The following is a 22,433-nucleotide window of genomic DNA, read 5'->3' on the forward strand; positions in this document are numbered from 1 at the left end:
AAAGATCCATTCAATGGAGCCCATAAATAAGGAGATGCAAATGCAATTGGACGATGATTTAGAATTCGCTAAAAAGATCTTTAACCCTAACAGAGCATTTGCCAAGCAAGCTAGGATTAAAAACATGTGCGAATATAAGGATTTAGTGCATGAAGCCAATGAAAATTATGAAAATTTTTGGGGCGAATTAGCCAAGCAAAAACTCACATGGTTTAAGCCCTTTGATAAGGTTTTAAACAGCGATAACGCCCCTTTTTTTAAATGGTTTGAAAATGGCAAAATCAATGTTTCTTATAATTGCATAGACAGGCATTTAAAAGACAAAAAAAATAAAGTGGCGATCATTTTTGAAGGGGAAATGGGGGATTATAATGCTATCACTTACAGAAAACTCCACTCTGAAGTCAATAAAACAGCCAACCTTTTAAAAAACGAGTTCAATATCAAAAAAGGCGATAGGGTAATTATCTACATGCCTATGATTGCAGAGAGCGTTTATATGATGCTCGCATGCACTAGGATTGGGGCGATTCATAGCATCGTTTTTGCTGGGTTTAGCCCTGAAGCTTTGAGGGATAGGATCAATGACGCTCAAGCCAAATTGGTTATCACAGCAGACGGAACCTTTAGAAAAGGCAAACCCTACATGCTCAAACCAGCCCTTGACAAAGCTTTAACCAATAACACCTGCCCTAGCGTGGAAAAAACGCTTATTGTGATACGAAACGCCAAAGAGATTGACTATGTGAGAGGGCGCGATTTTGTCTATAATGAAATGGTCAATTACCAATCCGATAAATGCGAACCTGAAATGATGGACTCTGAAGATCCTTTATTCTTACTCTACACAAGCGGATCGACTGGGAAGCCCAAAGGGGTCCAGCACAGCAGTGCGGGGTATTTATTATGGGCTCAAATGACAATGGAGTGGGTTTTTGATATTAGAGATAACGATAATTTTTGGTGCACGGCTGATATTGGTTGGATCACAGGGCACACTTATGTGGTTTATGGGCCTTTAGCTTGTGGGGCGACCACTTTGATATTAGAGGGCACGATGTCTTATCCGGATTATGGGAGATGGTGGAGGATGATAGAAGAATACCGCGTGGATAAATTCTACACTTCCCCCACCGCCATAAGAATGCTGCATGCAAAAGGCGAAAACGAACCCTCAAAATACAATTTGGATTCACTCAAGGTTTTAGGAACGGTGGGAGAGCCCATTAACCCTACAGCATGGAAATGGTTTTATGAAAAAATCGGTAATTCGCAATGCAGTATCGTGGATACCTGGTGGCAGACAGAAACAGGAGGGCATATCATAAGCCCATTACCGGGGGCCACACCCATAAGGGCTAGTTGTGCGACCTTGCCCTTGCCTGGAATTCATGCGGAAGTTTTAAATGAAGACGGCAGCAAAACCAAACCGGGAGAGCAAGGGTTTTTATGCATCACTAAGCCATGGCCTTCTATGATACGAAACATTTGGGGCGATGAAAAACGATACATTGATAGCTATTTTTCTCAAATCCAATTGAATGGGGAGTATGTCTATCTCTCTGGAGATGGCGCTATCGTGGATGAAAACGGATACATTACCATTATTGGACGCACAGATGATATTGTGAATGTGAGCGGGCATAGGATTGGCACGGCTGAAGTGGAGAGCGCTATTTCTAAACATGAAATGGTTGTAGAATGTGCGGTAGTGGGTATCCCTGATACCATTAAAGGGGAGGGATTGTTTGCGTTTGTGGTGCTATGCGATGGGGCTAAATGCAATCTTGGCGAGAGCTTGGAATTGTTAAAAGAAATGAATCACATATTAGCCGTTGAAATTGGAAAGATCGCTAAACTAGACAATGTCATGTATGTGCCGGGCTTACCTAAAACTAGGAGCGGAAAGATTATGAGAAGGATTTTAAAATCCATCGTTAAAAAAGAGCCTATCACTCAAGATTTAAGCACGCTAGAAGATGTGAATGTGGTCAAAGAAATCATAAATATCGCTCAAATGGAAGAGTGAAAAACACCGTTATAAACCAAAAGCATGTTATGTATGTTTTTGGTATGTTATTTCACCACTCAAAAAGCGTTTTAACCTTTTTTAAATCCTTATACTCCACGCTTTTGATAGTGTGATTCTCTAATTCAAAATCCACGCTTAAATCGTTAGCGTCTTTAAGGATAGCTTGAAAGCTTTGTTTATTCATAAGCTTAACTGCCACTTTTTCGCCTAAAGAAAGCTTGAAATGTTTGGGGGTTTTAAGCGTTCTTTCTAAACCCATGGAACTCACTTCTAAAATATAAGCGTCTTTAAGAAAATCACACACATCCAATAGGGGCGAAATAATTTCGCTCACCTGTTGGCAATTATCCAAGCTAACCGCCCCATTAGGGTTTTTAAGACTCACCCTTAAAATATGTTGCTCACTTTCTTTAATCAAACTCACATCATAAAGCAAATAACCCAAGCTTTCAATCACGCCTTCTATTCGTTCTTCTATTCTTTTAGTCATCATCTTTTCCTTTAGCGATCTCATTAAATATAGCGTCTAGGCGGAGCTGCTTTTCTAAACTATTGTCTAAAATAAAACTGAGTTTTGGGCATTTAAACCATCCGCTTGCTTGCAAGACAAACTGCCTAATCAAGCCCTCAGCTTTTTTTAATTTAGAAAGGATTTTATGATCTTGTGAAAGCACAAACACAAAAGCGTGGTGCTTCCCTTTAGAGCATTCCACTTTAGTCACGCTTAAAGAATTCAACTCGCTGTCATTCAAACTTGATAAAGCTTCTTGTAACAATTCTAAAAGATTGGATTCTAAGCGTTCTTTATGGGCGTTCATTAGAGAGTTCTTTTTTTATGGATTTCTTTATAGGTCTCAAACACATCGCCCACTTTAATTTCATTATAATTTTCTAGCATGATTCCGCATTCATAGCCTTTAGAAACTTCTTTAGCGTCATCTTTAAAGCGTTTCAAAGAAAGGATTTCGCCAGTGTGAATCACCACGCCATCTCTAATCAAACGCACTTTAATGCCACGAGTGATCACCCCATCGCTCACCACACACCCAGCTATCGTGCCAACTTTAGGGATATTAAAGGTTTCTCTCACTTCAGCTTGTCCGGTATGTTCTTCTTCAATAATAGGACTCATCAAGCCCAATAAGAGCGATCGCATTTCTTCAATCAAGGCATAAATCACCGTGTAAGTTTTAATGCTCACATTGTATTCTTTAGCCTTATTTTTCACATTACCGGTAGGACGGATATTAAAGCCTAAAATCACGGCATGCTCACTGCTAGCTACTAAACTTAAATCATTCTCAGTAATGCCCCCCACCCCTGAGTGGATCACTTGAATCGCCACTTCTTCGTTATTAAGCTCTAACAAGCTGTTTTTAATGGCTTCCAAGCTTCCTTGCGTATCCGCTTTAATAACCACAGGAATATTTTTCAATTCCTTATTCGCAACCATTTCTGAAAGCTCATCAAAAGACACTTTAGTGCTTTTACTCAAAGCTTTTTGGCGTAAATAAGTCGCCCTTTTTTGAGCTTGCAAGCGTGCAATAGAATCGTTTTCTACCCCTATTAAAACAGAGCCAGCGGGTGGCACTTCGCTCAAGCCCGTAATGAGAGCCACCATAGAGGGTTTTAAATTTTGAATGCTCTTGCCTTGATCGTCAGTCATCGTTCTCACTTTTCCAAACGCCGTTTCTGCAAAAAAGCTATCCCCCACGCTCAAAGTCCCGCTTTGCACAATCACAGTGGCCACTGCCCCACGGCCTTTTTCCACGCTCCCTTCCAAAACAACCGCTCTAGCCCTACCCTCTTCTATGGCTTTTAATTCCATAATATCCGCTTGAATAAGGATAGTTTCTAGCAAATTGTCAATGCCATCGCCTGTTTTAGCCGAAATGGGGATGAATTCATATTCTCCGCCCCAATCCACAGGGTTATAACCAAGCTCAGCGCATTCGGCTTTAAGTTTGTCCAGATTGACATTAGGCTTATCCATTTTATTCATCGCAAAAATCACAGGCACATTAGCCACCTTTGCATGCTCTAAAGCTTCAACAGTTTGTTGCTTCACCCCATCATCAGCAGCTATCACAATCACTGCAATATCTGTTACTTGAGCCCCACGATTACGCATCTGGCTAAAGGCTTCATGCCCTGGAGTGTCAATGAAAGACACCCATTTGCCATTCTTTTCCACCATGTAAGCACCAATGTGCTGAGTGATCCCCCCAGCTTCAGTGTGAGCGACTCTTTTATCACGGATTTTATCCAATAGCGAAGTTTTACCATGATCAACATGCCCCATGATAGTCACCACAGGTGGGCGCTCTTTTTTCACGCCCTCTAGCACCTCTTCCACTTCAAATTCTTCTAAAGTGTTTTGAACAGAAATTTCTAAATGAAACTCTTCGGCTAAAATCTCTATGCTATCCTTATCCAAAAAGTCGTTTTTAGTTACCATGAGCCCTAGATTAAAAAGGGTTTTAATCACATCAGCTAAATTCAAATTCGCTTTTTGTGCAAATTCATAAACGCACACTTCTTCAGGGATAGAAATCACGCTTTGGACTACTTTTTGGCTGTTATCATTACGAAACACACGCTTTTTTTTGGATTGCCGTTTGATACCGCCCTCATTCATCCAAGGGTTTTTCCTTTGGATGCGTGCCCTATCGTTGATATTTTGGCGGATTTCTTTTTCTTCTTCTTCGTTTAAATTGTCTTGTTCATGCAGATCAAACAATAAGATTTCATCGGTTTCATCGTCATAAATATCATTATTACCCTTAAAATCTCTCGCATCGCTAAAATCAATTTTATGGGATTTGTTGTTTTTGGCTGCGGGGATGGCTTTGGGCTTATTGGATTTTTTAGCTTTTTTAGTCTCTTTGTCTTTTTCTTGCCATTCTTTTTTAATGTCTTCAAAAATAGCCACCGCACTTTGAGTGGGTTTTTTGTTTTCGGTTACGCTGTTTTGCGTTTCGTTTTCATCATCATTGCGTTTGATCACCCTAAAGCCTGTGTATCTTTTAATATTTTCACGGCGTTTGTTGTCTAAATGCTCTTGCTCTCGCTCTTGCTTTGCAACTTCGCTGATTTCCTTTTTAGCACTATTAGCATTATTCGCATTATTAGTGTTGCTTTGGGTGAGTTTGTTTAGGGCTTCTCGGCTTTTTTGGATTTCTTGGAGCTTTTGTTTGGCTTTTTCTATTTGAGATTGAGAGGGGGTCACCACTTTAGGAGCGTTTTCCACAGGGGGCGTTTTATTCTCAAAAGTATCAACAATCTCTATTCCTTTCTTTTTGAGAATGGGCGTGGGAGCTTCTTTTTTCTTTTTTTTAGTGTTCTTTGGCTTTAGTTGGCTTTTTGCCTCTTCTTTTTTAGGCGTTTTGGAAGTCTTTTTGTTAGAAGCTTTAGGCGTTGCGGCTCCCTCTTTGTCTTTTTTAATGGGCCTATTGGATTGTATTTGTTCTTTAATGCCATCTACAATGTATTTGTATAGCTTTTCCGCTTCCTCTGGGGTCATTTTAGAATTTGTTCTAAGCTCCAAACCAATATCTTTAGCTTGCTCGATCACATTTTTAAGCTCTTTTTGAGTCTTGCCAAGCTCGGCTAGAAACTCTTTTAGATCAACCATACCACTCATGCTATGCTTCTCTCCTTAATCCAATTGATGATATTTTTGGTATCTTTTGGGGCATTCTTTATTTTTAAAATCGCTTTCAACAACTTTTTTTCTCCATTCTTCAAACAATTTTCACACACATAAAAACTACGACCCTTGCCGTCAAACTCCATGATTTGATTTTCAAAACTTTTCAAACGCAATAAATCCTTTTGAGATTGGCACATTCTGCACGCCACACACATGCGGGTTTTAATTTCAGTCTTTCTCAATAAGGACTCCATCATTATCAAAATCTAAAACCGCCACCCTAAATTTAGGGAATTTCTTACTCAAAACCTGCTTCAACTTAGGGGCGTCTTCTTCATAACACATGTTAAAAAACGACGAACCGCTCCCTGAAAGCGTGCTCATTAAGGCATTATTTTCTAAAGCAAGCTTTTGGATCGCAAACAACACAGGATAAGTTTGCATGCGCTTGTTTTGATGCATCCTATCTTTTGCGCAACAACGCAATAAATCCCACTTGCCTTGCACAATCGCCATGGTCATCAAGCTCGCATGCGAAAGATTAAAAACGCTCTCTTGCACGCTGTAACGCTTGGGCAAAAGGTGGCGCGATTGCTTGGTAGAAACGACTCTATTAGGGATCACCATCACCGCTTTTAAAAAAGAAGGGATTTTGGTTTTCAAACTTATCACTTTCTTTTTTTCCACAAACGCTGCATTATACCCCCCAAACACCGCTGGGGTGATATTATCTGGATGGTTTTCATAAATTAAAGCGGTATTGACAATATTTTCTCTGTCAAAAGGAAAGCCTAAAAACGCAAACGCCGAAGCGACCGCACCTACAATCATCGCTGAGCTAGACCCCATGCCCCTTGTAATAGGGACTTTATTATGCAATAAAAACTTAAACGAGCCGTCATGCCCATGCTTTTTTAAAATCTCATAAAACACTTTAGTAAAAATATTGTTGGTTAAAAATTTAGGGATCCCTTCGCCCTCCCCAACCAATTTCACGGCATGAAAACTGCTAGGTTCAATAAAAAAACGATTGCGTAAATTCAAGCTCAAACCCAAGCAATCAAAACCGGGGCCTAAATTCGCACTTGTTGCAGGAACACTCACTACCAAATTCTAAACCCCTATTTTTGATACCCTATTCTTTTTTTAAGTCCGTATTATACACTAAATAGGAGGTAAAATGTAAAACGGCGTGTTGGATTGGGTGAATTTATCTTTTTCTAAATAAGGGGGTAGCATGAAATCTTTGGGCAAAACCTTTAAATCCTTAAAATCCCTCAAGCTCTCCATTTCTTTTGAAACAAAGTATTTATTGGCATACGCTAAAATGGGCGTGTTGTCGTTAAAATCAAAGCCTGTGGTTGAATAAAGTTCAAAGTCATAAATTGAAGATAGAGTGTGTAGGAAAATGTGCGTGAGTTTTAGGCTCGTGAAACTCCCTGGCCCTTTAGCGTAATAAACCCCTTTAACCATTGGTGAAGTAGGATAAAGGTTCTTAAAATCTTTGAATAATTGCGAAAAAACTTCCACTAAAGCTTCGCTTGTTTTTGCTTTGGAAGTGTAAGAAGTTTGTAAAAAATTCTCTTGATACACCCCAAGCAAAACCCCCTCGCCTAAAGAGATAAGCACTAAATCCAATTCCAAAAAATAAACCCTAGTTTAAAATTAAGCGAAAGCCTTTTGCAACGCAAGTTCTTTAACTGGATCTAGGGCCACTAAAACTTCATAATTTTTAGCGTCTGCTAAAACGGCTTTAACTAACATGGAATTGAGTTTATGGCTCCCTGAAAAAGAAGTGTATTTGCCCATTACAGACATGCCTAAGACCATTAAATCCCCCATGGCGTCTAAAATTTTGTGGTGCACAAATTCCTTTTCGCACCTCAAACCCTCTTTATTCAAAATGCTGTTTTCATCCAACACGATACAATTATTCAAGCTCCCCCCTTTAGCCAAACCAATGGAGCGCAAATAATTCACTTCCTGCAAAAACCCAAAGGTACGAGCTTTAGCGACTTGCTCTTTGTAAGCACTTTTACTAAAAACAAAATGGTGGTTTTGTTTAGAAATAACCGGATGGTTAAAATCAATCGTAAAATTCAAAGAAAGCTGGTTATCTGGCTCAATTTTGACAAACTTATCGCCTTCTCTCACCTCAATGGCTTGCTTGATTTCCATCACTTTTTTAGGAGCGTCTAATTCTTTAATCCCCACTTCATCTAAAAGCATGCAATAAGCCAAAGCACTCCCATCCATGATAGGGATTTCTTCATTATCCACAGAGATTTTAATATTGTCAATGCCATAAGCATGGATAACTGAAAGCAAATGTTCAATCGTAGAAATCCTCGCATTATCCTTACCCAACACGGTTGCCATTTTGGTATCCACGATGTTTTCAGGTCTTAAGGGGAGTTTCACGCCCAAGTCAGAGCGGTAAAAAACAATGCCTTGATTTTCTTCCAAAGGCTCTAAAACAAGCTTCACAGGAACGCCCTTGTGCAAGCCTATTCCTACTAATTCTACGGAGTGGTTAATGGTCGTTTGTTTCATAGTATTTCCTTTATCTCCATTATATCGTCATTTTTAGTGATTATTTTAATATTTTTATTAACTAAAAGCCGTTCAATCTCTTTTAAAGATAAAATTTTATTTTGAAAAACAATTTGAGCACTCTTGACTTCCTTTAAAATCAAACACTCTCCAAAACACATAATCGCCCCTTCGCACACCCCATAAACGGACACACAGCCCTCTGAAACGATCTTCGCTCCATTGTGGATATTGCCTAAAAAAATAAGATGGTTAGCGCTATAAATCTCTTCCCCGCTCCTAATATTGCGCTCATAGATCATTGTTTTAGGCTCTATCGTAGGGTTACTTGGTTTTGAATGGTTGGTTTCTTTTTCTAAAGGCATGGCTTTGATATGGCGTCCGTTTAGAGCGCGATTTGTCTCTAAAAACAACAGTTGGTGTTTATGTAAAATGGCTTTGACTTCCAATTCAATATCGTATTTAAATATAATGAGAAAATATTGCAAAAGGGCATGGTTTTTTTCTAAAAATTCTATGACAGCTTTGGGATCTTGTTTTTCAATTTCAAACGCATGCACATTTTTTTGATTCGTTTTTAACATGACTATCCTTTCATTAAAAGCCGTTTGGCTTGCTCTATGGGGGCAATGATATTGGTTTTTATCCATTGCTCATCAAGCCATTCATTAGGCCGGACAAAAACCCCTTGCAAAAGCATTCCTAAATGCAACCCGCTCTCTAATTTTAAACCACTACTCCCCACGCTTTTATCATCTTTTAAATGAGCGAAAAAAGCGCACAAACCCAAACCATAGCAATCTATTAAACTATTACCATAAAAATCCAACTCCCCTTCAAAAACCCTTTTCATGATTGGATCAAACGCTAAAGATAGATCCTTGCTAGGCCTTAAATCCACCCCTAAATGCGGGAATTGGAACAACATCTGATGATCCTTTAAAAAACGCCGATTCTCTAAAAAATTACCCACTATTTTAAAAGACCCATTCAAGGGTTTTAGTGCTTGAAAATGGGAAAAATCCTTATAAAAATCCCCTTGCTTTAAAGCGATTTCTTGGATTTTTTCTAAATCTTTTAAGCGTGCATGAGAAAGCATTTCCAATAAAGTTTGCTCAATAGCTATCTTATTTTGAAAAATTTCTTGCTTTAGAATCTTATCTTTTAAAGCACTTAAATCTATATCTCTTTCCCTTAAACGATGGGTTTTTCGCTTGAACAATAAAGGGGTGATATTAGAGTTGTTGGCTTTATCTTTAGCGACAATAGACGCCTTAAAATCCTTATTTTCATAAGACCATGGCACTAGAGCGATAAAAATATTGCGTTGCTTGAATTCTAAAAGCCTAAAGGCTTTAAAATCCTTTTTTTTGACATGCACAAACGCTTGAGACAAATTTTTATCCAAAGCTTCAAAGATCACTATCGCACTCCCCCCATAAGCGATACTTGGGGAGCGGGATAAAACTTTAATTGAAGGTTTTATCGTATCCACACACACTTCTTGTTTGAAAGACGCCTTATTGCCATTAAAAAAATGTGCATAGCTCCAATCATTAGCATGAATTTCATACGAAAGGCACTTGTCTTCTAGCCCCATGATTTCAGGCTTGATTAAAAGCACTTCTAAAGACTTGGGCTTATCTAGGACTAGGTTTTCTTTTTCATATAAGATCAAATTATCTTTTGTGGTTACTTTGAGCGCGTATCGTTTGATGCCCTTTGGGGCTGTTATTTTAATCTTAATGGGTTTTTTTAAATCCCAAAAAAGCGTTTCATGATTGTCATTACTCGCATCCTCTTCGCTATTTAAACTAAAATTTAACGCTCCAGGTTTTGTGATAAAAGCGTTAAAAATAAGATAGCCTCCTAAAATTAAAACGCTTAAAATTAAAACCCTAAACCCTAGTCCCAACACCAAACCTTAAAAAATGAACGCATAATTCACTAATAAAAAACTAGAGCGTTTGAATTGGTTGTTAGCCGAAATCAACAAACGCTTATCATCTTCTTTATTTTGATAAATCGCCCCCTCTTCTACCCCCATTCTCAAATAGCTAATGGGGAATTTTGTGCCAATCTCTAAGCGGTGTTTCCTATAAAGCGTCAAACTCACGCCCACATTAAAAGTGTAATCCACTTCAATCAAGGATTTCCATAAAAAATTAGGGCTTGAATAACCCCCTACAACCAAATCCCTCCCATTTTGATTAGGTTTATCTTGATAAAGCATAAGCCCTATCCCAAAACCCGCATAAACGCCTAAAAAATGCTTTTTAGTCTTAAAATCTAAAGGCATATCAAACAATAAATCCGTATTGACAGCCCCTAAAACATAGATAAACGAGCCAACAGATTGCTTAAGAGCGCTCTCTTTTAACACCCCTCCCCCAAGCAATAAATCCCCATAAAATCGTGTCCCAAAATAAGGCACAAAGTATTTTTGATATCCGAATTTAACGCTAATCATAGAAACAGGAGCGTTAATGTTGATATTGTTTTTAAACGCGCTAGGGCTATTCACGCCGTATTTATCATCCATCTCCCCTTGATAAGACAAATTGAACACCCCATAAGCATACCCACCCCCAAAAAACACCCCACTCTTATCGTCGGCTATGGAATAAGCCTTGAGTAATTTTTCTTTTTTCTTGGAAGAGAGTTTAGGGTAAGTCCGATCTAAATACTCTTCTTCAAACTTATCCTTATCCATCTCTTTGGGCGAAACCCCTTTTTCTGTGAGCTGTTGCTTTAAATTTTTTATTTTTTCATCTAATTGTTGGTTTTCTTCTTCTAAATTGTCATAATCTGTCGCTTGAAGTCCCATAATGAGCACTAGATAAATCAAACAATATTTAAGTTTCAACATTTTAGCCCTTACAATAAATAGTTGTAACTAATATAATAAATATTAGTGCTTTTAAAATAATATAAAAAGGTTTGCGAAGTTTCTTTTAAAGGGGGCATTTTTAGGGCTAATTCAAAGCGGTGTTTGAGGTTGAGCGTCATGCTCACCCCTAGATTTAACACTAACCCAAACGCATTGGGCTGCGAATACTCTTTGATTTCTTTTAAATTTTGATACATCCCATTCCACCCCACTCCAACGCCTCCAAATATCCCTAACGCAAACCTTTTTTCTTTATCAATAGGCTTATCCATCAACAGATCAATATTCAAGCTCGCCGTTTGATAAGAGGCTAAAGAATCGCTTTGAAACCCTTTCATTGCCCCCCCTAAATACTCCCCATATAAGCGTAACCCACTAATCCCACTAGTAAAATACTTTTGATACCCACTCCTTAAACCATACAGCAAAGGATAAGCTTGAATGCCTCCTGTAATATTAAAATTATCATAAGAATGGGCGTTAGGATGAGCGTTAATCCTCATACCGCCAAGGATAGCCCCTACAAAAAAACCGCTCTTAGTTTTAGCCATTTGCTGGAATAAGATGGCCTCATTTTTTTCATGCAATTCCCCTTTGAGCATGTAAAGTTGGCGTTTTTTCTTATGGATTTCTTCAAGCAGGCTTTTTTCATCAACGCTCTTTGCAACTTCTTTTTTCTCTTCATTAAGCTCTAGCGTTTGGGGGTGTTTTTCTTCCGAAAGAATAGGGGCACCTCTATCTTTGGTTATATTCTCTTCAGCATGCAAATTGAATACAAAGCTCAAACATAAAATAAGATTTTTTATTTTTTTAGAACACATATTGATACCCAATGTTTGCTATAGCTCCCCACCAAGTCTCTTTTGAAGAGCTGGATTGTAAAAAAGGGAAATTATTCAAAATTTTTAATCCAAATTCAATGCGGTTTTTTTCCAATATGGTTAGCGCTAATCCTGCGTTAAAAGACATCCCCCATTCCGCCGTATAATTGATCCCATGCGACACAACCCCTAAACCTAAACCCATATACCCTCCCATGTAAAGGTATTTCCCCACAAAAGGCAAAGGAAAATCCAATAAAAAATCCCCATTCAACATGACCGATTGAAACCCAACGCTCCCAAAGTCCGCTTTTTTAGGAACCCCTCCATAATATTGGATATAAATGCGCCTACCAATAATATTGGGTCTAACCAAACGTGCAAAAAACGACGGCCTAAAGGTTTGATAGCCAAAACGCAAGCCATAAGCAAACAAATAATTTAAAATATTCCCAGTAATGCTAGAACTATTGGTTTTGACCATGATTTCGTGGTTATAAAAAAACCCAGTATTGATCCCTAAAATAAGCCCACTTTTAGCGTTCGCTCTCTTTAAGTTTTTAATTAATTCTTCCACTTCTTTGTCTTCATAGGCTTTATAATACTTGATGTATTTGTAATATTTCGGATCTAGGGTGTCATAATCAAGTGCATTCAACCCCGTATAAAACCCCATTAAAGACAATAAAACAGCTTGTTTGTTAAAACCCAAAATCGCCAAATCCCTTGAATTGTTTGTTAAAAGTTTCTTTCAATTATACTAAAATAATCAAAATCCCCAATTAAAAATGGAGTAAAATTTTTACCCACCCTTAAAGTCATGCTACAATGCCACCATATTTAACCATAGGATTTTCCAATGAGCATGCAAACCGCTAAAACCAAAAAAATCACCCTCAACCATCTCCAAGCTAAAAAAAATCACGAAAAAATCATTGCCATTACCGCTTATGATGCCCTATTCGCTCAAATGTTTGACCCCATAGTAGATGTGATCTTAGTGGGCGATAGTTTGAATATGAGTTTTTTCAATCAAAACGACACTTTAAGCGCAAGTTTAGAGATGATGCTTTATCACACTAAAGCGGTTTGTATGGGTGCTAAAACCCCTTTTATCATCACAGACATGCCCTTTGGAAGCTATAAAGATGAAAAAACAGCCCTAAAAAACGCCATTAAAGTTTATAAAGAAACCCAAGCGAGCGCGATCAAACTAGAAGGCGGTAAAGAAAAAGCAAAGCTAGTTAAAACGCTCACTAATGAAGGCGTTATTGTGGTGGGGCATATCGGCTTGATGCCCCAATTTGTGCGACTTGATGGAGGCTATAAGATTAAGGGTAAAAATGAAGAGCAACAAAAGAAGCTTTTAGAAGATGCGTTGAGTTTAGAAGAAGCTGGGGTGGGTTTGTTGGTTTTAGAAGGCATAACCACCCCTATCGCTCAAGTGATCACTCAAAAAATCAAGATCCCCACGATCGGTATAGGGAGTGGCAAGGATTGCGACGGACAGATTTTGGTGTGGAGCGATATGCTAGGTTTTTTTGATAGTTTTAAGCCCAAATTTGTGCGAGAATATCTTAAAGGGAAAGAATTGGTTCAAAAAGCGATTGAACAATACGCTGATGATGTGAAAAAAGGGTTTTTCCCTAACGAATTAGAAAGTTATCATTAATGAAAGAACGGATAGTCAATTTAGAAACTTTGGACTTTGAAACTTCCCAAGAAGTGAGTTTGCGCCCTGATCTTTGGGAAAATTATATCGGTCAAGAAAAGATTAAGAACAACTTGCAAATTTCTATTTGTGCGGCTAAAAAACGCCAAGAGAGTTTGGATCACATGCTCTTTTTTGGCCCACCGGGTTTGGGTAAAACCTCTATTAGTCATATCATCGCTAAAGAAATGGAAACCAATATCAAAATCACCGCCGCTCCCATGATAGAAAAAAGCGGTGATTTGGCTGCCATTCTCACTAATTTGCAAGCCAAAGACATTCTTTTTATTGATGAAATCCACCGGCTTAGCCCAGCAATTGAAGAGGTTTTATACCCAGCTATGGAAGACTTTAGGTTGGATATTATTATAGGTTCAGGCCCGGCCGCTCAAACCATTAAAATTGATTTACCCCCTTTCACCCTTATTGGTGCTACCACTAGAGTGGGAATGCTCTCTAACCCTTTGAGAGACAGATTTGGCATGAGTTTTAGAATGCAATTTTATAGCCCTAGCGAACTAGCTCTCATTATCAAAAAAGCCGCCACAAAACTTAATCAAGACATCAAAGAAGAAAGCGCTGATGAAATCGCTAAAAGGAGTAGAGGCACGCCAAGGATCGCTTTAAGACTTTTAAAAAGGGTGCGCGATTTTGCACTCGTTAAAAATTCAAGCTTGATGGATTTAAATATCACTTTGCATGCTTTGAATGAATTAGGCGTGAATGAATTGGGCTTTGATGAAGCGGATTTAGCGTATTTATCTTTGTTGGCTAACGCCCAAGGAAAACCGGTTGGCTTGAACACGATTGCAGCGTCTATGAGAGAAGATGAAAGCACGATTGAAGATGTGATTGAGCCTTTTTTACTCGCTAATGGTTATTTAGAGCGCACGGCTAAAGGCAGGATCGCCACGCCTAAAACCCACGCGCTTTTAAAAATCCCCACTCTAAAGTCTCAAAGTTTATTTTAAGCTTGTTTAGAAAGAAAATTACACTACAATAACGATAAAATTTTAAAGGGCATAAGAGTAAATCATTATGTTTGGCATGGGCTTTTTTGAAATCCTTGTGGTGTTGGTTGTAGCGATTATTTTTTTAGGGCCAGAAAAATTCCCCCAGGCTGTCGTGGATGTGGTGAAATTTTTTCGTGCCGTTAAAAAAACGCTCAATGACGCTAAGGACACTTTGGACAAAGAAATCAATATTGAAGAAATAAAAAAAGAAACCTTAGAGTATCAAAAACTCTTTGAAGACAAGATTGAAGGTCTTAAGGGTGTTAGGATTGAAGAACTAGAAGACGCTAAAATAGTGGCAGAAAAAGAGATTAAAAGCGTTCAGGATTTGATGCAAGATTATAAACAAAGCCTAGAGAACAACGCACCCCCTAAACATTTAAATAAAGAAGTTTCCAACAGAGAAGTTTTCCATAATGAGCCTCCTAAAGAAATAGAATTAATCGCTAATAACAACACAACAAAACACGACAAAGAAAAAGAGCATGTTTGAAGATTTAAAACCGCATTTACAGGAATTAAGAAAGCGTTTGATGGTTTCTGTAGGAACGATTTTAGTGGCGTTTTTGGGGTGTTTCCATTTTTGGAAAAATATTTTTGAATTTGTTAAAAACTCCTATAAAGGCACGCTCATCCAACTCTCCCCTATTGAAGGGGTCATGGTGGCGGTTAAAATTAGTTTTTCAGCCGCTATTGTCATTTCCATGCCTATTATTTTTTGGCAATTATGGCTCTTTATCGCTCCAGGGCTTTATAAAAATGAAAAAAAGGTGATTTTGCCTTTTGTGTTTTTTGGGAGTGGGATGTTTTTGATTGGGGCGGCATTTTCTTACTATGTGGTGTTTCCTTTTATCATTGAATATTTAGCCACTTTTGGGAGCGATGTGTTTGCGGCTAATATTTCTGCATCCAGTTATGTGAGCTTTTTCATGCGCTTGATTTTAGGCTTTGGCGTGGCGTTTGAATTGCCCGTTTTGGCGTATTTTTTAGCTAAAGTGGGCTTGATTACCGATGCGAGCTTGAAAGCGTATTTTAAATACGCTATTGTAGTGATTTTTATTGTAGCGGCGATTATCACTCCCCCTGATGTGGTGAGTCAAATCTTTATGGCATTGCCTTTAGTAGGGCTTTATGGGCTTTCTATTTTGATTGCAAAATTTGTCAATCCGGCTCTTAAAGACGACGAAGAAAGCAGTAAAGAAAATGAAAAAGCGAGTCGTAGTTGAAAGAATTTGATTTAGAAAGCTATGATTATCATTTGCCTAAAGAATTGATCGCAAACTACCCCATTTTACCTAAAGAAAAGGCTAAATTACTCATATATGAAAGGCATTCACAAAAAATCACGCACACCACTTTTGAGCATGTTTTAGACTTTTTCCCTAAAAACACCCTTGTGGTGTTGAATGACACTAAAGTGATAAAGGCTAGGCTTTTTGGATCTAAATATGCCTTTTTGCCATCAAAAACGACCGAAGTGTTTTTCCACCGCTTCCTTAAAAACAATACCGCTTTAACTCAAATCAAGGGTAAAATTAAAGTGGGGGATAAAATCTTTTTTGATGAAAATCATTACGCTGAAGTCTTGGAATTATTGAATAACGGCCAACGCTTGATCGCTTTTTATGACAATAAAACCCCATTAGATCAAGCAAGTATTTTAAAACTTTTAGAACAATACGGACACATGCCCTTGCCCCCCTACATTAAAAGAGCCGATGAAAGTTTGGATACGCTTGAATACCAGAGCGTGTTTGCTAAACATATCGGTGCGGTGGCTGCTCCTACAGCGTCGTTGCATTTTTCTCAAAATACTTTAGAAAATTTATTGAAAGATTTTAAACACACTTTTTTAACCTTGCATGTGGGAGCTGGGACTTTTGCTAGCGTAGAAACTAAAGATATTAGAGAGCATCAAATCCATACAGAGGTTTTACACATTCCTAAAAAGAGCCAAGAAATTTTACAAAAATCCCAAGAAATTTTATGCATCGGCACGACCGCTTTAAGGAGCGTGGAATATTTCAAGCGTTTAAAAACCCCTAAGCAAGAGGCGTTTGAATGCGATATTTTCTTGCATCTTGCTAACCCAATCCAACATGCTAATTATTTACTCACTAATTTCCACTTGCCCAAATCAAGCCTTTTAATGCTTGTGAGTGCGATGATAGGATTAGAAAAAACCAAAGAAATCTATCAAATAGCCATAGAAAAAAAGTATCGTTTTTATTCTTATGGCGATGGGATGTTGATTTTATGAACCCCTTATTGCAAGACTATGCACGCATCCTTTTAGAATGGAACCAAACGCACAATTTAAGCGGTGCGAAACATTTAAGCGAGTTAGAGCCCCAGATCACAGACGCTCTAAAACCCTTAGAATTTATCAAAGATTTTAAAAGTTGCTTGGATATTGGGAGCGGAGCAGGTCTTCCGGCTATCCCTTTAGCCCTTGAAAAGCCTGAAGTAAAATTCATTCTTTTAGAGCCTAGAATGAAAAGAGCGGCTTTTTTAAACTACCTTAAAAGTGTTTTGCCTTTAAAAAACATTGAAATTGTTAAAAAGCGTTTGGAAGAGTATCAAAATCCCTTACAAGTGGATTTAATCACCTCTAGAGCGGTCGCTAACTCTTCTTTTTTGATAGAAAAAAGCCAACGCTTCCTAAACGATAAGGGGTATTTTTTATTCTATAAAGGCGAGCAGTTAAAAGATGAAATCGCTTATAAAGACACTGAATGCTTTATATGCAAAAAGCGCATTTATTTTTACAAACCAAAGGAAAGTCTATGTTAAGAATTTTAATCCCCTTACTCATTATTGCGTGGATTTTATGGCGTTTGTTTTTAAAGCAAAAACCCAATAAAGACAACCACTCTTACACACAACAAACCCCTAAAGAATTAGAAGATCACATGATTGTATGCTCTAAATGCCAAACCTATGTCTCTAGCAAAGACGCCATTTATAGTGGGGCTGTGGCGTATTGCAGTGAAACTTGCTTGAATGATAAGGGGTAAAAATGCTTATTTTAGGACACCCTTTAATCCCTAGTCCTCGTTTTATTTTCATTAAAAACACCGATGACATTCATTCTAGCACCAATAACGATATAGTGTATTTTGAAGCGCACCCAAAAAATTTGGAATTAGCCAAATATTGCTTTGAAAATAGCGTCAATTTTAGCGTCGTTTTTTTGTTGCACAAGACAGAAACGGATATCTTTTTTTTATTCAACGCCTTTAAGCCACACTATTATATTTTTAAGGACATTAAGCAAGCCATTACCGCCCAATCGCACGCCACTAATTATTTGTTGGATAGTAAAATTTTATTTTCTATGGATTTAAATGATACAGAATTATGGGAAATTTGCGCGAAAAATCAAATTGATGGCGTTATTTCAAAAGATTTGATTCTTTTAAAATAAGCCCTTTTTAAACAAAAACTAGTTATAATAAGCCCCTTTAAAAAAAGGGGAGATGTCCGAGTGGTTGAAGGAGCACGCCTGGAACGCGTGTAAGGTGCAAGCCTTCGAGGGTTCGAATCCCTCTCTCTCCGCCATTTAAAAATGCCACGAATGCGAGACAAAAAACAAAAAGCTCCTTTCAAACAAGCTATGCCTTTCAGGGGTTAGAAAGATTTTCATGCCAATTTCTACATCCACATTATGATACAAAACGATCGTGCGAAACTGCACCCCAAACACTCCGATAGCCCTGAAATAAGTGTTGCGGAAATTAAAATCTTTTAACGAATTCCAAGTATTCACCACCAAATCTTTGACTTTATTATTGAGCAGCCATGTGTTAGCCGCTAGTTGCAAGCCAAAGAAAAAAGCCCAACGGTTGATGGGGTTTTTAGCGTAAGCGACCATAAAATCCCCTCCCACCCCATAAGTGAACATGTTCGCTTGCAAAGTGGAATTCTCATTAAAAAGCACATTCCCATAATCTACAAAAATATAATACCTAGAATACGCCCAATCGTTTTTAGGATTCACTTCATAGCCTTGCACGATTGAAGCCCCTTGCAAAAGCTTGTTGGCGCTTAAAGGACGCATAAACACCATGCCTACTTGATAAGATGAAGACATATAACCCAAATTTTTAGCGCCTAAATGATTTGCAAGACTTAAAAAGCCCACACAAAATATTAAAAATTTTGCATAACACACCCATTGGTGAAATTTTTGTTTTTCCTTCTTTAAAACCATCCAATACCTTTTATGACACTCAAAAATTAGGGGTATTATCTAACTTTTAAGACTTATCATAATAAACAATCCAAATCCTTTTACAAATTGAGAATACTAATTAAATGCCTTATATTAGTCAATAATAAATAAATATAATGTTAGTCAAGATAAATTTAATCAAAACATGCTATGATTCGGAGAAAAATTTATCATTATAAGGCGTTAAGAACGCTTTGGCTATTGAAAAGAATCTAATTGAAACAATCTTAAAAGGAGACGCACTTTGAAACTACTAGTAGTAGATGATAGCTCAACTATGAGAAGAATTATTAAAAACACACTTTCACGCTTAGGCTATGAAGATATTTTAGAAGCTGAGCATGGGATAGAAGCTTGGGAAAAACTAGACGCTAACGCGGACACTAAAGTGCTGATTACAGATTGGAACATGCCTGAAATGAACGGCTTGGATCTCGTTAAGAAAGTGCGTGCGGATAGCCGTTTTAAAGAAATCCCCATTATTATGATCACCACAGAGGGCGGTAAGGCTGAGGTTATTACCGCTTTAAAAGCCGGTGTGAATAATTACATTGTGAAACCTTTTACCCCCCAAGTTTTGAAAGAAAAATTAGAGATTGTTTTAGGGACGAATGATTGAGTGTTAGAATCAATGTATTATGAGTTTTTCTTTATCTTCCCTAAGGAGCGAGAGCTTTTTGAAAGTTTTCTTTTAGACGCCACGGATCTAGCCTTAGAAGAATCAAGCTTAGAGGATTTAAAAGCGTTTGATGATAAAGAAACCATTGGATTTATAAGCCAATCTAGTTGGCGTTATTTCGCCACTCATGGCCCCCTAAAAGAAGATTTAAAAGAAAAACTCCCACACCTTGATCATTTCGTTATTTTACGCTCTGAAAAGGATTTGAATAGCTCGCTCATTCCGGCATTAGAATCGTTTTGTTTGAGCTTGCAAGAAAACTTACAAAACGAGTTTGATTTTTTCTATCTTTCACGCAACCTTGCTTCAAAAGACTGGCTAGAAGCCTACAAACAAGCTATTTTACCGGTGCAATGCGGCAAATTTTACATACACCCTAGCTGGCATCAAAAACCAAGCCATATCGCTACGGATTTTAGCATAATGATTGACCCAGCTTTGGCCTTTGGCTCAGGCCATCATGAAAGCACTTCTATGTGTTTGGAATTGCTCTCTAATCTTGATTTAAAGCATAAAAACGCTTTAGATGTGGGCTGTGGGAGTGGGATTTTAAGCATCGCTTTAAAAAAACAAGGCGTTAGTACATTAGTTGCTTGCGATACGGATAGTTTAGCCATTGAAGAAACCCTAAAAAATTTTAGCTTGAATCAAATTTCCCTATCCACGCAAGATGAAATCATTTGTGGCTCTACGCAAAAAATTCAAGGGCATTTTGATATAATTGTGGCGAACATTGTTGCGGATGTGATCAAGAGTTTGTATAGCGAATTTGTGCGGCTTTGTAACCACACTCTTATTTTATCAGGGATTTTAGAAACCCATTTAAACTCTGTTTTACAGATCTATTATAATGGATTTGAGATTTTAGAGCAACAACAGCGTAACGAATGGGTCGCTCTAAAATTGCTTAAAAAACAATCAATAAATTAAGGATTACAATGAAACCAACGAACGAACCTAAAAAACCTTTTTTTCAAAGTCCCCTTATCCTTGCAGTTCTTGGGGGGATTTTGCTCATCTTTTTTCTACGCTCTTTCAATTCTGATGGTTCTGATGGCGGTTTTTCGGACAATTTCTTGTCCTCTAGCACTAAAAATGTGAGCTACCATGAAATCAAACAGCTCATCAGCAATAATGAAGTAGAAAATGTGAGTATTGGTCAGACTTTGATTAAAGCTAGCCACAAAGAGGGCAATAATCGTGTGATTTATATCGCTAAACGAGTGCCTGATTTAACCTTAGTGCCTTTGTTAGATGAGAAAAAAATCAATTATTCTGGTTTTAGCGAATCTAACTTTTTTACGGACATGTTAGGGTGGCTCATGCCTATTTTAGTGATTTTAGGGCTATGGATGTTTATGGCAAACCGCATGCAAAAGAATATGGGTGGGGGTATTTTTGGCATGGGGAGTGCGAAAAAACTCATTAACGCAGAAAAACCCAATGTGCGTTTTAATGACATGGCAGGCAATGAAGAAGCTAAAGAAGAAGTGGTAGAAATCGTAGATTTCTTAAAATACCCTGATCGCTACGCCAATTTAGGGGCCAAAATCCCTAAAGGAGTGTTATTAGTAGGCCCTCCAGGAACGGGTAAAACCCTTTTAGCAAAAGCGGTAGCCGGCGAAGCACATGTGCCATTTTTCTCTATGGGGGGGAGCAGTTTCATTGAAATGTTTGTAGGCTTAGGGGCAAGCAGAGTTAGGGATTTATTTGAAACCGCTAAAAAACAAGCCCCTAGCATCATTTTTATTGATGAAATTGATGCCATAGGTAAGAGCAGAGCGGCTGGAGGCATGATAAGTGGGAATGATGAACGAGAGCAAACCTTAAACCAGCTCTTAGCTGAAATGGATGGTTTTGGGAGCGAAAACGCACCCGTGATTGTCTTAGCCGCAACGAATCGCCCTGAAATTTTAGACCCAGCCTTAATGCGTCCAGGACGCTTTGACAGGCAGGTTTTAGTGGATAAACCTGATTTTAATGGCAGAGTGGAGATTTTAAAAGTGCATATTAAAGGCGTGAAACTCGCTAATGATGTGAATTTGCAAGAAGTCGCCAAACTCACCGCAGGGCTTGCGGGGGCGGATTTAGCGAATATCATCAATGAAGCCGCACTTTTAGCAGGACGAAGCAACCACAAAGAAGTCAAACAACAGCATTTGAAAGAAGCGATTGAAAGAGGGATTGCAGGGTTAGAAAAGAAAAGCCGACGCATCAGTCCTAAAGAAAAGAAAATTGTCGCCTATCATGAAAGCGGGCATGCTGTGATCTCTGAAATGACTAAAGGGAGTGCTAGGGTGAATAAAGTCTCTATCATTCCAAGGGGCATGGCGGCTTTAGGCTACACCCTTAACACGCCTGAAGAAAACAAATACTTGATGCAGAAACACGAACTCATCGCGGAAATTGATGTGCTTTTAGGCGGAAGAGCGGCTGAAGAGGTCTTTTTGGAAGAAATTTCTACCGGTGCGAGCAATGATTTAGAAAGAGCGACTGATATTATTAAAGGCATGGTGAGTTACTATGGCATGAGTAGTGTCAGTGGGCTTATGGTGTTAGAAAAGCAACGGAACGCCTTTTTAGGAGGTGGTTATGGAAGCAATAGGGAATTTAGCGAAAAAACCGCAGAAGAAATGGATCTTTTCATTAAAAACCTGCTAGAAGAACGCTATAATCATGTCAAACAAACCTTAAGCGATTATAAAGAAGCGATTGAAATCATGGTCAAGGAGTTGTTTGACAAAGAAGTCATTTCAGGCGAAAGGGTGCGCGAAATTATCAGCGAATATGAAGTCGCTAACAATTTAGAAAGCCGTTTGATCCCTTTAGAAGAGCAAGCGAGTTAAAA

At 38.3% G+C, this 22,433-nt stretch carries 25 protein-coding genes and 1 tRNA gene; 13 read left to right on the forward strand and 13 right to left on the reverse strand.

What is annotated here, in order from left to right:
- The first annotated feature begins 40 nt into the window (after positions 1-40).
- Entirely contained in the window at positions 41-2,029 is a 1,989-nt protein-coding gene (acs, locus tag DYI00_RS03910) for an acetate--CoA ligase (RefSeq protein WP_104709337.1), read from the forward strand.
- Positions 2,030-2,081: 52 nt separating this feature from the next.
- Here acs and rimP read toward each other — a convergent pair whose 3' ends face one another.
- Genes rimP through DYI00_RS03970 form a run of 12 tightly spaced genes read right to left on the reverse strand, consistent with a single transcriptional unit; the run spans position 2,082 to position 12,660 of the window.
- Positions 2,082-2,522: a ribosome maturation factor RimP gene (gene rimP, locus DYI00_RS03915; protein ID WP_011578023.1), complete on the reverse strand. Its 441-nt coding sequence runs from the start codon at positions 2,520-2,522 to the stop codon at positions 2,082-2,084.
- On the reverse strand, positions 2,515-2,850 hold the full coding sequence (rbfA, locus tag DYI00_RS03920) for a 30S ribosome-binding factor RbfA (protein ID WP_011578024.1): 336 nt from the start codon (positions 2,848-2,850) through the stop codon (positions 2,515-2,517). The genes rimP and rbfA overlap by 8 nt, the downstream gene beginning before the upstream one ends.
- Entirely contained in the window at positions 2,850-5,675 is a 2,826-nt protein-coding gene (gene infB, locus DYI00_RS03925) for a translation initiation factor IF-2 (RefSeq protein WP_011578025.1), read from the reverse strand. Before infB ends, rbfA begins: the two co-directional genes overlap by 1 nt.
- Complete coding sequence (locus tag DYI00_RS03930) at positions 5,672-5,926, reverse strand: DUF448 domain-containing protein (protein WP_172460802.1); 255 nt, start codon at positions 5,924-5,926, stop codon at positions 5,672-5,674. The genes infB and DYI00_RS03930 overlap by 4 nt, the downstream gene beginning before the upstream one ends.
- The gene (gene thrB, locus DYI00_RS03935) at positions 5,913-6,794 is read right to left on the reverse strand and encodes a homoserine kinase (protein ID WP_011578027.1); all 882 of its coding nucleotides are present in this window, start codon (positions 6,792-6,794) and stop codon (positions 5,913-5,915) included. The genes DYI00_RS03930 and thrB overlap by 14 nt, the downstream gene beginning before the upstream one ends.
- Before the next feature lie 54 nt (positions 6,795-6,848).
- A complete protein-coding gene (locus tag DYI00_RS03940; protein ID WP_011578028.1) occupies positions 6,849-7,328 on the reverse strand; it encodes a hypothetical protein in 480 nt (159 codons plus the stop codon).
- 21 nt (positions 7,329-7,349) lie between these two features.
- Complete coding sequence (gene lpxC / locus DYI00_RS03945; RefSeq protein WP_011578029.1) at positions 7,350-8,237, reverse strand: UDP-3-O-acyl-N-acetylglucosamine deacetylase; 888 nt, start codon at positions 8,235-8,237, stop codon at positions 7,350-7,352.
- Positions 8,234-8,821: a septum site-determining protein MinC gene (gene minC / locus DYI00_RS03950; RefSeq protein WP_011578030.1), complete on the reverse strand. Its 588-nt coding sequence runs from the start codon at positions 8,819-8,821 to the stop codon at positions 8,234-8,236. The genes lpxC and minC overlap by 4 nt, the downstream gene beginning before the upstream one ends.
- Positions 8,822-8,823: 2 nt before the next feature.
- Entirely contained in the window at positions 8,824-10,152 is a 1,329-nt protein-coding gene (locus DYI00_RS03955; protein WP_011578031.1) for a M23 family metallopeptidase, read from the reverse strand.
- A gap of 9 nt (positions 10,153-10,161) precedes the next feature.
- Positions 10,162-11,106, reverse strand: a complete 945-nt coding sequence (locus tag DYI00_RS03960) for an outer membrane beta-barrel protein (protein WP_011578032.1) — start codon at positions 11,104-11,106, stop codon at positions 10,162-10,164.
- An 8-nt stretch (positions 11,107-11,114) separates the two neighbouring features.
- Complete coding sequence (locus tag DYI00_RS03965) at positions 11,115-11,948, reverse strand: outer membrane beta-barrel protein (protein WP_011578033.1); 834 nt, start codon at positions 11,946-11,948, stop codon at positions 11,115-11,117.
- Positions 11,938-12,660 (reverse strand): hypothetical protein, encoded by a 723-nt coding sequence (locus tag DYI00_RS03970; RefSeq protein ID WP_011578034.1) that lies wholly within the window; start codon positions 12,658-12,660, stop codon positions 11,938-11,940. Before DYI00_RS03970 ends, DYI00_RS03965 begins: the two co-directional genes overlap by 11 nt.
- Before the next feature lie 147 nt (positions 12,661-12,807).
- Here DYI00_RS03970 and panB point away from each other — a divergent pair, with 147 nt between their 5' ends.
- From panB to DYI00_RS04015, 9 genes are all read left to right on the forward strand, one after another.
- Positions 12,808-13,620, forward strand: coding sequence for a 3-methyl-2-oxobutanoate hydroxymethyltransferase (panB, locus tag DYI00_RS03975; RefSeq protein WP_011578035.1), 813 nt, complete (start codon positions 12,808-12,810; stop codon positions 13,618-13,620).
- Entirely contained in the window at positions 13,620-14,630 is a 1,011-nt protein-coding gene (gene ruvB, locus DYI00_RS03980; RefSeq protein WP_011578036.1) for a Holliday junction branch migration DNA helicase RuvB, read from the forward strand. The genes panB and ruvB overlap by 1 nt, the downstream gene beginning before the upstream one ends.
- Before the next feature lie 67 nt (positions 14,631-14,697).
- Positions 14,698-15,165, forward strand: a complete 468-nt coding sequence (gene tatB / locus DYI00_RS03985; RefSeq protein ID WP_011578037.1) for a Sec-independent protein translocase protein TatB — start codon at positions 14,698-14,700, stop codon at positions 15,163-15,165.
- Complete coding sequence (tatC, locus tag DYI00_RS03990; RefSeq protein WP_011578038.1) at positions 15,158-15,898, forward strand: twin-arginine translocase subunit TatC; 741 nt, start codon at positions 15,158-15,160, stop codon at positions 15,896-15,898. The genes tatB and tatC overlap by 8 nt, the downstream gene beginning before the upstream one ends.
- Positions 15,895-16,932: a tRNA preQ1(34) S-adenosylmethionine ribosyltransferase-isomerase QueA gene (queA, locus tag DYI00_RS03995; protein WP_011578039.1), complete on the forward strand. Its 1,038-nt coding sequence runs from the start codon at positions 15,895-15,897 to the stop codon at positions 16,930-16,932. Before tatC ends, queA begins: the two co-directional genes overlap by 4 nt.
- Entirely contained in the window at positions 16,929-17,465 is a 537-nt protein-coding gene (gene rsmG, locus DYI00_RS04000; protein ID WP_011578040.1) for a 16S rRNA (guanine(527)-N(7))-methyltransferase RsmG, read from the forward strand. The genes queA and rsmG overlap by 4 nt, the downstream gene beginning before the upstream one ends.
- Complete coding sequence (locus DYI00_RS04005) at positions 17,459-17,689, forward strand: PP0621 family protein (RefSeq protein ID WP_011578041.1); 231 nt, start codon at positions 17,459-17,461, stop codon at positions 17,687-17,689. Before rsmG ends, DYI00_RS04005 begins: the two co-directional genes overlap by 7 nt.
- 2 nt (positions 17,690-17,691) lie before the next feature.
- The gene (locus DYI00_RS04010) at positions 17,692-18,099 is read left to right on the forward strand and encodes a hypothetical protein (RefSeq protein WP_011578042.1); all 408 of its coding nucleotides are present in this window, start codon (positions 17,692-17,694) and stop codon (positions 18,097-18,099) included.
- Between the two features lie 46 nt (positions 18,100-18,145).
- Positions 18,146-18,233, forward strand: a tRNA-Ser gene (locus tag DYI00_RS04015).
- Position 18,234: 1 nt separating this feature from the next.
- Here DYI00_RS04015 and DYI00_RS04020 read toward each other — a convergent pair.
- On the reverse strand, positions 18,235-18,885 hold the full coding sequence (locus DYI00_RS04020; protein ID WP_011578043.1) for an outer membrane protein: 651 nt from the start codon (positions 18,883-18,885) through the stop codon (positions 18,235-18,237).
- A gap of 265 nt (positions 18,886-19,150) precedes the next feature.
- Here DYI00_RS04020 and DYI00_RS04025 point away from each other — a divergent pair, with 265 nt between their 5' ends.
- From DYI00_RS04025 to ftsH, 3 genes are read left to right on the forward strand one after another with little or no spacing between them, the layout of a single operon-like run.
- The gene (locus DYI00_RS04025; protein ID WP_011578044.1) at positions 19,151-19,525 is read left to right on the forward strand and encodes a chemotaxis response regulator CheY; all 375 of its coding nucleotides are present in this window, start codon (positions 19,151-19,153) and stop codon (positions 19,523-19,525) included.
- Entirely contained in the window at positions 19,526-20,515 is a 990-nt protein-coding gene (prmA, locus tag DYI00_RS04030) for a 50S ribosomal protein L11 methyltransferase (protein WP_011578045.1), read from the forward strand.
- Positions 20,516-20,523: 8 nt separating this feature from the next.
- Positions 20,524-22,431 carry an ATP-dependent zinc metalloprotease FtsH gene (gene ftsH / locus DYI00_RS04035; protein WP_011578046.1) on the forward strand — a complete coding sequence of 636 codons (1,908 nt, stop codon included), beginning with the start codon at positions 20,524-20,526 and terminating at the stop codon, positions 22,429-22,431.
- Positions 22,432-22,433: the final 2 nt, after the last annotated feature.

The sequence above is a fragment of the Helicobacter acinonychis genome, assembly GCF_900461455.1.
Classification (GTDB): Bacteria; Campylobacterota; Campylobacteria; order Campylobacterales; family Helicobacteraceae; genus Helicobacter; species Helicobacter acinonychis.